This window comes from Mixta theicola (assembly GCF_002895925.1).
GTDB classification, from domain to species: Bacteria; Pseudomonadota; Gammaproteobacteria; order Enterobacterales; family Enterobacteriaceae; genus Mixta; species Mixta theicola.
Map to the genome: position 1 here is coordinate 21,360 of NZ_NWUO01000018.1, position 12,707 is coordinate 34,066.

The following is a 12,707-nucleotide window of genomic DNA, read 5'->3' on the forward strand; positions in this document are numbered from 1 at the left end:
GACTTTTTGATGCAGGAATCATCATGCGATTTACCATTGTGCAACAGACAGGCGTGCCCCATCAGACGGTCGATTTTTTACCTCCCGGCGGAACCATTGGCCGCAGTCAGGATAACGACTTGATCCTGCCGGATGAAGCGCGTGCTATTTCTCGCCTGCAGGCGGTGGTTCATATTTCCGCGCAGGGTGAATGTCGATTGACCAATCGCGGCAGCGTAACCAGCGTGGTGTTAAACGGACGCCCGCTGGATCGCGACAGTCAGGTTCCGCTGCAGCACGGCGATACCCTGACCATTGGCGAGTATCAAATTGAAGTGAGCGATCCGCGCCATGAAACCACCAGCGAGAATCAGGCCAGCCGCTTTGATCCGCTCTCGCTGTTTCAACAGAACGCCCTTGCCAACGATCCGCTGGGTATTTCGCAATATGACGCGTCGCCGGTGGTCACCACCACGCTGGAGCCCGCCGCCGACAGCGGTTCCAGCCGTACAAACGCGCACAGCAGCGCCCGGCTGGATATTGATCCGCTGCCGCGCGATCACAGCGAGCGCGCGGAAAGCGCGGCGCCCTGCAGCGATGCTCGGCTGATTCAGGCGCTGCTGGACGGTATGGGGCTGGATAACCACGGCGAGGAAGGGTTGTCCGAAGAACAGATGCGTATGACGGGCCGGATGCTGAGCCTGTTCTCCCAGGGCACGGTCGCGCTGCTTTCTTCACGCTCTATACTCAAGCGCGGAGTTAAGGCCGAAATAACCATGATCCTGAATGAAGCCAACAATCCGTTTAAGATTTTGCCGTCGGGTAAAACGGTGCTGATGCAGATGTATCAGAGCCAGATGCCCGGCTTTATGCAGCCGGAACAGGCGGTACGCGATGCGCTGGTCGATTTACAGGCGCATCAGCTCGGCATGATTGCCGGTATCCGGGCCATTATCGCTGCCATGCTGCAGTCGTTTAATCCGCAGCGGCTGGAGGATAATGCGCGTCAGGATGGTCAGCTGCCGAAAATGCGCTTTACGGCGCATCGTAAGGCGGCGCTGTGGGACTACTTTATGCGCAGCTACCAGCGCACCGCCGGTGAGCTGGAAGATGACTTCCACTCGCTGTTCGGTGAAGCCTTTTTGCACGCCTATGATATGGAAGTGAACCAGTATAAAGACTCTCAGACGCAAATGGAGAACGAATGAATATCGCCTTTGCCATTACCTCGCAACAGGGCGAGCGCACAAACAATCAGGATCGGGTAGGTCATCTGCTGACCGAACAAAACGCCTGCTTTGCGGTGTGTGATGGTGTGGCTGGCCTGCCCGGCGGCGAACAGGCGGCGCGCATCGCCTGCGATACGCTGCTGGATGCGCTGGCGTCTCAGGCGTTCACCGTTCAGGAAAGCCGTCAGGCCATTGAAAAAAGCGATCGCGCCATTCGTGAAGCGCAGCAGATAAATCCGAAATTACAGCGCATGAGCACGACCCTCGCCGCGCTGTTTATCGACAGGACACAGCAGCTGGCATGGTGGGCGCACGCTGGCGACAGCCGCATTTATCATTTCCGGCGCGGCTATCTGAAACAGATGACGCGCGACCATAGCCTGGCGCAGCGAATGAAGGATGCAGGTTATGAAAATACCGGCATTAACAGCAATTTACTTTATAATGCGCTCGGTGCTGAAACGATGCGCGAGGTCAGTTACAGCGAGGTGATTACGCTTGAGGACGGCGATGCCTTTCTGGTGTGCAGCGACGGCTTTTGGCTGCAGCTGGCGACCGCCGAGATGGAGCAGGCGCTGCGCATGGTGAACAGCTGCGAGGAGTGGCTAACACTGATGCAGCAGGCCATCGACAGAGCCCGCAAAAAAGATAACCTGAGCGCCGTCGCCGTTTGGGTCGGTTCGCCGCAGGAGACGACATTATTACAGTCACTGACTGATTCGGCACGCCTGTTGCCGCCGCGCGATTAATTTCAAGGAGCGTTATGAGATTGCTGACCAAGTGCCTGCGCCGGGCGTCCAGCCCGATCGTAAAGACGCATAAAACGTCGTCCCTGACAGAGAGTTCTGCGCCGTCCATGACGCGGGACGCGTTACTGCGCTGCCAGAACGCCCTGCGGGCTGGCCGTGAAGCGGTAAAATACTGGCTGCCCGGCTTTATCGCGCTTTTAATGGCTTCTGCCGCCAACGCAGAAAATTATCGCGTCGTTTATTCCCCCAGCATGGCGCTGGAGGTTTTTATCGATAATGTCGCCAGCAATGCGCCGCAGGACTGGTGTAAGGATACGCTGCATCTGCGCATTGTTTCCGGCGAAAGCAAAGATTCGACGGTATTAACCACCTTTTTGCCCCGCGTCGGTACGCTGCTGGCCAATCAGTGCGGCAAATTACAGGAGCTGCCGTGGGAGATGATGGATAATCAGGGCGCAGCGCTGGCCAGCGGAACCGCGGTAAAAGCGCAAAACTGGCGGCCCATCGTTACCGCCGACGCCACCGCGACGGCAAACGCCAATAATGCCGCTCCGCTCGATCTTTCTCGCCCCGCCAACAGCGAACCGCTGCAGCACTTTGAACTGCCGGGCGGCTGCCATTTTCGCACCTGGTGGGATGATAACGGCCAGTCGCTGTTTATCCCTGATAATCGCAACCTGAGCTGCTCGACCGAGGGCTGGCTGGAAGGCGCCAGCGAGTTAACGCTGGTCAGCGACGGCAAAAGCGAGCCGGTTGCGGTGAATTTCTGGCAGGGCTACCCGCTGATCGGCCTGAAACCGGACAGCGCCACGTTAAGCGTGGTCAATATCAATAATCAGCGCATGGTGGTGACCAACGCCAGTGCAGAAGAGAGCTGGCTCATCCTGCCATTTGATAACCATCGGCATGTCTGGCAATTCAGCGGGACGCTGCTGGTAAAAATGGATAAAGGCGCGGCCCAGGATCTTACGGCGGTCAGAGCGCGCGTTAACGCGGTGCGTAAAGCCTGGTCAGGTATGTTGCCCGCCAAACAAAAGATAACCGTTATGCTGGTGGATGCGCTGCATCCCGACCTCGCCGATCCGGCGATTGGCGCATACCGCACCTTAAATTAAACGCAGGCGCGTGCCTGCAGTAAACAGGCCGTAAACGCTCAGAGAGTGGTAACTATGTCGGCAAATGAAGAACAGAATACGGTGGCTGGCGCCCTCCCGGCAGGTCATCGGTTCAATGAATTTGAAATCAAGGATGTGATTGGCGGCGGCGGTTTTGGCATTGTCTACCGCGCGTGGGATCATTTGCTGGAACGAACCATCGCCATTAAAGAGTATATGCCGGCGTCGCTGGCGATACGTAATGACGATCTTTCGCTTGGCCTGCGCAGCGAGCGATTCAGCAAACTGTTTAACGCCGGGCTGAGTAGCTTTATTCAGGAAGCCCGTCTGCTGGCGCGCTTTAATCATCCCGGACTGCTGCATGTGCTGCGTTTCTGGGAAGAGAACGGCACCGCCTATATGGGTACGCTCTGGTATAGCGGCATGTCGCTAAAGGCGTGGCAGCAGCAGCATCCCGATACCATTAACGAAGAGTGGATACGTCAGCTGCTGCCTCCGCTGTTTGGCGCGATTGGCACCATTCATCAGGCGGGCTATCTGCATCGTGATATTGCGCTGGATAATATCCAGATTCAGGAAAATCAGCTGCCGGTGCTGCTTGATTTTGGCTCAGCGCGCAAGGAGATCGGCAACCTTTCCGATGAAACGGAAATTATGCTGAAGCCTGGCTACGCGCCTATTGAGCAGTACAGCGAAGAGACCGATAACGATCAGGGCCCGTGGACCGATATTTATGCGCTGGGCGCGGTGCTGCATACGCTGATAATCGGCAGCCCGCCGCCAGCCAGCGTAGTGCGCTGTATCGAGGATCACTATCAGCCGCTGGCGCAGCGTCAGCCCGCAGGCTATTCCCTGTCGCTGCTGCACGCCGTCGATTGCGCCCTGATGATGAAACCGTCCGATCGTCCGCAGACGATTGATGAACTGGCGACGCTTATTTCTCTGCCGGTCAGCGATGTACAGCAGCTGGTAAGCGCGGTGAACGCAGCCCAGGAAAAAGAGCCGGAAATGGCAGCCACGCCGGAGCCGGTGGTGCTGGCGGTGAATCACGGCGCCGCCAGCGCCGAGCCGCTAACGCCGCGCGCGCCGCGTCGTCTTTCACTGCCGTTAATCTTGCTGAGCGGCGGCGCGTTGCTGGCGGTGATTGCTATTACCGTTCTGGTGAACAGCAGCGGCGATAAGCAGACCACTACCGCCAGCGAGAGCAGCGCGACAACCGACGCGGCGCAACCCCAGCCCCAGGGCAGCGGCCCGACGATGGCAACGGTTTATCTCCGCCTGCACAGTAACGAAACGGTCAGTCTGAACGGGGAAACCCTGGACGTGAAGCCGAGCAATAACGGCTATGCGGCGCTTAATCTGGCCGCAGGCCATTATCTGATTGAAGTACAGCAAGAGGATGGCGTACACAGTCAGCAGCTGGATATTAATCGCGCCGGAACCTGGCTTATTAATCCGACGCGCAGTAAATAATCCGCTCAGGTTAGCCCTGTAAGCTGTGATGCGAGATCTGAAGTTCTCGTACCTGTCTGGCCAGATCGGACAGCGCGGTATCTTCCATACCGCGCTGGTGCAGCTCCTGCGCCAGGGAAAACAGGTACTGTGCGTTAGTGCCCAGCGGCCCGCTGGCACAGGCGATCAGCGGCGCGATAGTTTTTGCGCAGGTATCCGCTTCATATAAGGGATGGCGCGGGTCCATAATAAACACCAGCGCCGTCACCCGCCGACCATCCTTCAGCGTCAGCTCGCGCCAGCTGGGTAAATAGCAACCGGTAACCATTTCACGCTTCCACAACAGCTCCAGCTCTTCATGCAGGCGGTCATCCGGCAGACGAAAAGCGAGCCCGCTGGTCGTGCCGCCCTCTTTTAACGCCAGCATCCGTCCGGGCTGCTGCGCCGTTCCGCGCCCTGCGGTTAACCGCAGACAAAAAGCGCGATGCCAGCCCGGCAGCGTTGCCGCCGCCACCTCTTCCGCGTCAAAAACCGGGTTCCACATCAGCGAGCCGTAACCAAAAATCCATACCGGGCTGTTATCGGGCCGACAGGCCAGTGTCGCTGCCAGCGATGCCGCGCGCTGTTCACTGGTCCATAACAGCGACGCTTCAATTTCGCCAAAAGCAGTTTTACAGTCTGCTTTTAATAAAAATTCGCGTGTTAACAACCTTACCTCCTCAGTCTTACCTGCCTTTTCTCTGTCGAACCGCTTACCTTTCAGCAGCCGATCACCTCAGCCCTGCTGTCGTTTCGTCAGATTAAAAGACCTTATTCATTTGCGCAAACGCCTGCAAGCGTGAAGCCGATCACATAAGAAGGCGTTGTTATAAAAAGCATCGGCGGCTCAGGAGAAGACTTGAGTGATTTAAGGGGAATTTTTGCAGCAGATGATCCTGCTCACGATGGGAAGCGGGCTGATAGCGGATATTGGCCGGGCGCGCGACGCTGCATGCCCGGCGGTTAGCTTATTTTTTAGGATGCCACTTATCGTCATCACCCTTTTCATATTTACTTTTTACCGCTGCCCACGCCACCTTATGTGCGACTTCCTCACGCGATTCGTCGCCCCGGCGTTCCTTTTTATCCTCATATTCATCCCAGGCGCTGTTAAAGGCCGCCTGATAAATTTGCTGGGCATGAGCAGGCAAAACATTCTTAACGTTATCTGGCAGAGAAGCGGTCGTTTTATAAGGCATATTTCCTCCTGTTATCTTCAGATTAAGTGTGGCCTGGCGTTGTTTTTTGCGCAAATCGTACAAGAAAAAGCGCTATCACTGCTTAGCGGCGCAAAAGCGCTATAACTATTACTCTGGCGGAGGTTTTTACGGTTAAATTTCTTTTTTAATTATATACTCGTTGATTTAATTCAATGTTTTTTATCAAATTATAGTGAATATGTCGTGATAATTTAACGTTATAGCGCTATTTATGACAACAGGTAAAATAAAGTAAAAAAGCATGCGCATTTTTTCCGAATCACTACACTATTGGCGCTGGTAAAAATCATAACAGCGCTTAATCTTTAGAGGCTCACCATTGGGTTTCTGTAATAAGGGATGTACCGATAAGACAGGAGAATAATATTGCCTATGGGTACGCACGACAGCAAGAAAACCCGCCATACCGAATATTCACTCTTTTTTCCTCTGGCTGCGCTGATTATATTATGGCTGTACGGTAGCGCGGATACGTTGCCGCTGGTGGTCTCTATTAATCTGTTAGCGCTGGTGGGGATCCTCTGTAGCGCGTTTAGCGTAGTACGTCATGCAGATGTACTGGCACACCGGCTGGGAGAGCCCTACGGCTCGTTGATTTTGAGCCTGTCGGTGGTGATTCTGGAGGTCAGCTTAATCTCTGCGCTGATGGCAACCGGCGGCGCAGCGCCTGCGTTGATGCGCGATACGCTTTATTCGATCATCATGATTGTCACTGCCGGGCTGGTGGGTTTTGCGCTGCTGTTGGGCGGACGCAAATTCGCCACGCAGTATGTTAATCTCGCCGGGGTAAAGCAGTATCTGATTGCCATTTTCCCGCTGGCGATCCTGGTGCTGGTGTTTCCCAACGCGTTGCCGAACGGCAATTTCACCACCGCCCAGTCACTGATTATTTCCGCAATTTCTGCCGCCATGTATGGCGTTTTCCTGCTGATCCAAACCAAGACGCATCAGAGCCTGTTTATCTATGAGCACGAAGATGAAGGCGATGATGACGATCCGCATCACGGTAAACCTTCAGCGCACAGCAGCCTGTGGCATACCCTCTGGCTTTTGATTCATCTGGTGGCGGTGATAAGCGTCACTAAAATGAATGCCGGCCCGCTGGGGCATTTACTGGCGGAGCTGAATGCGCCTAAGCAGTTCACCGGCTTTCTGGTGGCGCTGTTGATTTTATCGCCGGAAGGCCTGGGCGCGATCAGGGCGGTGTTGGCGAATCAGGTTCAGCGCGCAATGAATCTGTTTTTCGGTTCGGTGCTGGCGACTATCTCGTTGACGGTGCCAACGGTAACGCTGATCGCCGCGCTTACCGGCCAGCAACTGGTTTTCGGCCTGGAGCCGCCGCATATGGTGGTGATGGGCGCGGTGCTGATCCTGTGTAATATTTCGTTTTCTACCGGCCGCACCAATGTGCTGAACGGCTCCGCGCATCTGGCGTTGTTTATTGGCTATCTGATGACGATTATGCTGTAACCGGGGACTGAAAGGCCCCGTGTCGGTGGTTTGATTCCGGGTTCGGACAGCAAAATTTAGTTTCACGGCGTCCCTGGGAGCCATGAAAATTTAAAAAATCAGGGAATTAAGCAAACCTGATGGTGCTGCAAAGTTCCGTCAGGCTTTTTAACATCCGGCATTTTGGGGCTTAACTGGAGGTTTGACAAAAGGCTAAAAGCCTATACGAGTCCGCCGTATCAGCTACAGCGACAGCAGAAAGCTGATAACCGCTTCGCGATCCGCTTTGCTGAGATCCTCAAAACGAATCCGGGCATCCTGCGCTTCACCATCGTGCCACAAAATAGCTTCCAGAGGATTTCTTGCCCGGCCATCATGCAATAGCCTCGTATGCTCGTTAATTTTTTCCAGTAGCCCCATTCCCCACAGAGGCGGAGTACGCCACTGGCGAGCGCTGGCTATTCCGTCAGGTCGCCCGTCAGCCAGCCCTTCCCCCATATCGTGCACCAGCAGATCGGTATAAGGATGAATGATCTGCCCTGCCAGCGCGGGAAACGCCGGAAAATCTCCCGTCTTCAACGAAGAGCGGTGGCAACTTGCGCAGCCAATTTCAGTAAACAGTTCCTCGCCATGCTTTACGACTGGCGTATCAACATCACGCCGGGCAGGAACAGCCAGCATATAATGATACAGCGCCATTTTATCCAGCGTTTCATTACTCAGTTCAGGATGCGTATCTGCTTTCTGGGCGATGCAGGCCGTCTGGGCAGGCGGGCAGTTAGGTTCCGGGAACAGCGGTGTTGTGATGCCCATATCCCCCAGGAGCGCGGCGGCAATCTGCTGGCGAACGGTCGGCTGGTTAGCTTTCCAGCCGAATCGCCCCAGTACACTACGCTGCTTTGCCACATCCCATACGCGGTTTGCTGTACCCGCAACGCCGCGCCCCTCCCGACGCTGTTCATCAGCTATAGCCATGATCTCTGCCTCAGGCACTGCCTCCAGCAGGCCAAGCCCATACAGCACGCTGGCGACACGAAGCGATGTCATTACTGCATTATCCAGCGGCCCCCAGGCAAGCTTGTGGAAGGTGACCTGCGGATGGCGAAGCTCAACAATAGTTCCATCTGGTAATGTCTTATTCAGACTCATCCATTCAATACGGGCTTCACCTTCACCTGGCACACCGGGTACGCCGAATTCATTTAACTGATCGCCATAGTGAGGCTCAGGCCGGGGGGCGCCGAAGGTATCCAGGCCCGGCACAGAAAGACGTACTAACATACTGCGCATTGGCTCGCCGTACAGTTCAGGAGGCTGCCCGCGCCCGTTATGAGGATGACAGGAAATGCAGGAAGGACGGTTATAGGTTGGCCCTAGCCCTGCCACGTCAGGATTCAGGGAAGGTGAAACAACCCACGTCTGGCGCACAAAACCACGTCCGGAACTAACAGCACGTTGCTGCGCCGCTGCAATCTTCTCCCAGACTATCTCTTCATAAGAGGCACGATCCTGATGGAACGTGGTGAAATCTCCTCCCGCCTTTTCAACTGCAGAACAGATGTGGGCTACGCTGCCACCAAGTGCGCAAATCAGCAAATAAGCACTTTTTTTCATGGAATTACCTGTTCTTGTAGGGTTCTAACAACTGACGCGCTTCAGCCATGCGGGCAGTCAGGTCAGTAATCCATTGATTCTCTATCTGTGTCCGGGTTGCTGAGGTTGACTTCTCCGCTTTTTCAGTAAAAGCAAAAGTCTGGCGCAAAACGCTATCCTTCTGTTCAGAATCGCTCAGCAACGGCGTGGTAAGCAGCTCCCGTGCACGCTGCACATCGGGTTCAGCACCCAGCCCCGCGTTTTCTGCCATATGTAACGTTTTCCATAGCGCGACCTGCCGATGGTGAAAACGTACCAGCGTGATATCGAACAGAGCGGATACCAGCCCGCGTCGCTCGCGCCCAACACTGGCGTTATAGCCAAAACTATCCCTGGTAAAAGGGTTTACAGCCAGATCGGGAAGCGCTCTGTAGAGCGCAGGGCGTACCGGAAGGCGATGAATGTCAGGGTGTAACAATAATTTTTGCCCCTCTTCAGAGAGGGTAAAATTAACAAATTCGCGGGCGGTTTCAGGATGCGGTGCTTTGGCGAAGATAGCGATATGAGCCGGGTTATAAACTGTCCGGGGAGGATAGGAAAAACTGATTTTCCCGCTGCCGTTCGTTCCTGAAGCGACAGATACAAAAAAATCCATGGTCATACGCGCAGCGATTTCGCCTGTAGCCACCGGATCTTTACCGTCAGGAAGAGAAGTCCGATTAAAGACCGCGTTACCGGCAATTTCTGACAGAATCGCCCAACCTTTTTCCCAACCGTAACCTTGCAGGATAGCTTCATACAGTACCGGAGCAAACCCTACGCTACCGGGGATCGGCATTTGTACTTTATTTGCATAGGGGATCGCTGCCAGATCGGCCCAGTCTTGGGGAGGCAGCAAACCCAGCGCCTTTACGGCGTCAGGGTTATAGGCGATGCCATACCCCGCCAGTTCAAATGCAGCATAGTAATCATCGGGATCGGAAATCAACACGCCGCCAATGTCACGCGGTAGCGCTTTACGCTCAAGGTCAAGCCTGGCCAGCCGATTGTCCCGTCGCAGCATGGCAAAATTACCTGGCGCTGGCGTCCAGTAGACATCAATGCCTGCACCACCAGTCTGGATAAAGTGATAGTACGCGTCTTCACCGTGACGCCACAGAATCTCTACTCGCTTCCCAGGATAAGCGCGTTCAAACGCCGCCTGAAAGCGAGTGGAAACCTCTTCCGCGTAGCTGGTCAGTACAACTACCCGGTCATCACTATTGTTCGCCTGAGCAAGAGGATAAACATTCAATATCAGCAGGAATGCCACGAAACCCAATAATTTCCAGTTATATATTTTGCCTGTTTTATTATATTGCATAGTAGTACTCGCTTTTAACAAACAATTCACAATTCCGCCTGGCCCTGTCAATAAACTATTTCTGCACTCACAATAATAATATTACCGGTTAGAAATCAGCACTTCACACTATGGAAAATAGAGCCCTGTCATTTATCGTAATATATATGACTATATAACGAAATTCGTTTTTGCAAAACAGTAATCCCAGGCAAAAACATAATAAAAAACGGGAGTTACCGATGCAGTGAGATCGCAGAGAACTTTTACCTGGATACCGTTTGCATCCTCTTTTTACAAACTAACAGAGATATTTATAACCTGTTGACATTACAGAAGACTCTCTTTACCCTTCCATCGTTATGTATTTTTATACATAACGTTTTAATTCTCAATATTTATTAATAAATAAACAGCCATCGCGCAGAAAGTAAATTTTAAATATCTGGAGAACCCGTGAAAGCCAAACTGGTAACCAAGCGAAAACATACACCCCACGTCAGGCGGCCTGTTATTTTAGGAATATTCATCGCTTCAACCACTACCTTTTATATTCCAGCAAGCGGCGCGCAGGAAATAAATGAAAAAACAGCAAAAGAGAGCAAAGATGATGAAGATAATAAAAATAATGCCGACGCCATTTTTCAACTGGGAACTATGACCGTTTACGGTCAAACACCTTCACCAGCAGATGCTCTGGAAAGCCAGATTGACTCTTCAACAATAACGTTACTGGAAAAAAAGAACGTTGCTGAAGCACTCTCTATGACGCCAGGTATTACCTTCGTTCCGGGAACGGGTGGACGCAATGAATCCTTTGCCCTGGTTCGCGGTTTTGGTAGCCTCGCGGTTCCTGTTTATATTGACGGCGTTCCCGCATACGTTCCTTACGATGGCAACCTGGATTTATCACGTTTTACAACGGCAGATGTAGCCAGTATTCACGTAGCTAAAGGCTACAGCTCAGTGCTTTATGGCCCCAATGCCATCGGCGGGGCTATTAATATTCTGTCTCGTAAACCCGTAGAGCCTTTTGAGGGAGACGTTACTCTTGGCGCTTTTACCGGTAATGGTAAAGAAGCCAGCTTTAACCTGGGCACACGTCAGGATAAGTGGTACACCCAGATAGGTGCTTCCCGGCTGGAACGCGACTATTACAAGATGGCCAAAAGCTACGAAAACACAAAACGACGAAACTATCGCGTAGAGGATTGGAAAGTCAGCGCCAAACTGGGCTACACGCCTAATGATACCGACGAATATACTCTCGGCTATCAGCGCCAGGAGGCAGAAAAAGGTTATGCCCCTCATGCTGAGGGTTATTCCGGTACTTCATGGCGTTGGCCAAAATGGAATCGGGAAACATTTTTCGCCGTCTCCAGTATGCGCATCGGTGAATCTTCTTATATCAAGCCACGTCTGTTTTACGACAAATTTGATAACAGTCTTCTTATACCGCGTTATAACGGAGATGCCAGCAATTACGATGATTATTCATGGGGAGGTAGCCTTGAATTAGGAAGCGATATTATTACCGACAATAGTCTGAAAGGCGTGGTGCATTACAAGCTTGATAACCATCGTGAGATGATGATCCGCCAGGGATCTGGCCAAATATATGACGATCATGCCTATGAAGACAGGAATATATCTTTCGGGCTGGAGGATACCTGGCACATCGCACCACAATGGGATTTACAGTTTGGTCTGTCCTGGGATCGCCGCGAAACAAGAAAAGCGGAAACGGTCAAAGAAGCCCTGATTACCGTGGAGAGCTGGAACCCACAAATCGGCCTGTTCTGTAAATTGAGTGAAGAGCATAATTTCCACGCAACGATAGCGCGCAAGTCACGTATGCCATCAATTAAGGAACGCTTTTCTGTTCATATGGCCGACGATCGTGTAGCTATCCCTAACCCTGGACTGAAGGCCGAACAGGCGATGCATTACGAGGTGGGTTACCAGGGATTGATCTTTGACGCCACTCAGCTAACGGCCAACCTCTTCTATAGCCGCATTGACGATAAAATAGAGTCGCAGATTTATAACAAGGGAGATTACCCAGGCTATCCGGGGCAGTCAGTGCGGCAGGCAATCAATGTTAAGGGCGTGGTTGAGCGTAAAGGGGTTGAACTTGGCATTAACAGCTATGTAAATGAGATGCTGTCAATCGGTGCGGAGTATACTTATATCCAAATCAAAGAACTGGATAACCCCGGCAACCATTTGACCGATATTCCGCGCCATTCAGGTAGTCTGTACGCAGATATTCACCCAATCTCCTGGCTCAGTGTGATCCCCTCTGTCGAAGCGAATTCGTCTCGCTACATTAATCAACAAGGGGACAAGTTGGCGGGCTTCGTGTTAACCAACCTTAAATTTAGCCTCACTCCACCCACTCTGCCTGAAGTCAGCGTTAATATTGGTGTCAACAACCTGTTTAATAGCGATGCGCGATATCGCGACACAGAATATCCTGCGGATGGTCGTAGCTACTATGGCAATGTACGTATTACCTTCTAAGATAACGGCCTTCCCGC

10 protein-coding genes are annotated in these 12,707 nt (G+C 52.9%); 6 read left to right on the top strand and 4 right to left on the bottom strand.

What is annotated here, in order from left to right:
• Positions 1-23 precede the first annotated feature (23 nt).
• The 4 genes from tagH (at position 24) to COO59_RS18240 (ending at position 4,545) form a co-directional block, all read left to right on the top strand.
• A complete protein-coding gene (tagH, locus tag COO59_RS18225) occupies positions 24-1,187 on the top strand; it encodes a type VI secretion system-associated FHA domain protein TagH (protein WP_103061145.1) in 1,164 nt (387 codons plus the stop codon).
• Complete coding sequence (locus tag COO59_RS18230; RefSeq protein ID WP_103061146.1) at positions 1,184-1,957, top strand: PP2C family protein-serine/threonine phosphatase; 774 nt, start codon at positions 1,184-1,186, stop codon at positions 1,955-1,957. Before tagH ends, COO59_RS18230 begins: the two co-directional genes overlap by 4 nt.
• A 107-nt stretch (positions 1,958-2,064) precedes the next feature.
• On the top strand, positions 2,065-3,072 hold the full coding sequence (locus COO59_RS18235; RefSeq protein WP_103061180.1) for a hypothetical protein: 1,008 nt from the start codon (positions 2,065-2,067) through the stop codon (positions 3,070-3,072).
• Positions 3,073-3,126: 54 nt separating this feature from the next.
• Complete coding sequence (locus COO59_RS18240; RefSeq protein ID WP_103061147.1) at positions 3,127-4,545, top strand: serine/threonine protein kinase; 1,419 nt, start codon at positions 3,127-3,129, stop codon at positions 4,543-4,545.
• A 10-nt stretch (positions 4,546-4,555) separates the two neighbouring features.
• On the opposite strand, the gene COO59_RS18245 is transcribed toward COO59_RS18240, so the two are convergent.
• Positions 4,556-5,233: a gamma-glutamylcyclotransferase gene (locus COO59_RS18245; protein WP_103061148.1), complete on the bottom strand. Its 678-nt coding sequence runs from the start codon at positions 5,231-5,233 to the stop codon at positions 4,556-4,558.
• Between the two features lie 298 nt (positions 5,234-5,531).
• Positions 5,532-5,762 (bottom strand): putative cation transport regulator ChaB, encoded by a 231-nt coding sequence (gene chaB / locus COO59_RS18250; RefSeq protein ID WP_103061149.1) that lies wholly within the window; start codon positions 5,760-5,762, stop codon positions 5,532-5,534.
• A gap of 393 nt (positions 5,763-6,155) precedes the next feature.
• Between chaB and chaA the strand changes: the two genes are divergently transcribed.
• A complete protein-coding gene (chaA, locus tag COO59_RS18255; protein WP_103061150.1) occupies positions 6,156-7,253 on the top strand; it encodes a sodium-potassium/proton antiporter ChaA in 1,098 nt (365 codons plus the stop codon).
• 222 nt (positions 7,254-7,475) lie between these two features.
• On the opposite strand, the gene COO59_RS18260 is transcribed toward chaA, so the two are convergent.
• The gene (locus tag COO59_RS18260) at positions 7,476-8,846 is read right to left on the bottom strand and encodes a di-heme oxidoreductase family protein (RefSeq protein WP_103061151.1); all 1,371 of its coding nucleotides are present in this window, start codon (positions 8,844-8,846) and stop codon (positions 7,476-7,478) included.
• Between the two features lie 4 nt (positions 8,847-8,850).
• Complete coding sequence (locus COO59_RS18265; protein WP_103061152.1) at positions 8,851-10,188, bottom strand: ABC transporter substrate-binding protein; 1,338 nt, start codon at positions 10,186-10,188, stop codon at positions 8,851-8,853.
• A 435-nt stretch (positions 10,189-10,623) separates the two neighbouring features.
• Between COO59_RS18265 and COO59_RS18270 the strand changes: the two genes are divergently transcribed.
• Positions 10,624-12,690 (top strand): TonB-dependent receptor plug domain-containing protein, encoded by a 2,067-nt coding sequence (locus tag COO59_RS18270; RefSeq protein ID WP_103061153.1) that lies wholly within the window; start codon positions 10,624-10,626, stop codon positions 12,688-12,690.
• Positions 12,691-12,707 lie beyond the last annotated feature (17 nt).

Bases quoted from the DNA above. Each gene is read 5' to 3' on its own strand.
- tagH (WP_103061145.1), top strand. From the start codon at position 24: ATGCGATTTACCATTGTGCAACAGACAGGCGTGCCCCATCAGACGGTC.
- COO59_RS18230 (WP_103061146.1), top strand. From the start codon at position 1,184: ATGAATATCGCCTTTGCCATTACCTCGCAACAGGGCGAGCGCACAAAC.
- COO59_RS18235 (WP_103061180.1), top strand. From the start codon at position 2,065: ATGACGCGGGACGCGTTACTGCGCTGCCAGAACGCCCTGCGGGCTGGC.
- COO59_RS18240 (WP_103061147.1), top strand. From the start codon at position 3,127: ATGTCGGCAAATGAAGAACAGAATACGGTGGCTGGCGCCCTCCCGGCA.
- chaB (WP_103061149.1), bottom strand. From the start codon at position 5,762: ATGCCTTATAAAACGACCGCTTCTCTGCCAGATAACGTTAAGAATGTT.
- chaA (WP_103061150.1), top strand. From the start codon at position 6,156: ATGGGTACGCACGACAGCAAGAAAACCCGCCATACCGAATATTCACTC.
- COO59_RS18260 (WP_103061151.1), bottom strand. From the start codon at position 8,846: ATGAAAAAAAGTGCTTATTTGCTGATTTGCGCACTTGGTGGCAGCGTA.
- COO59_RS18265 (WP_103061152.1), bottom strand. From the start codon at position 10,188: ATGCAATATAATAAAACAGGCAAAATATATAACTGGAAATTATTGGGT.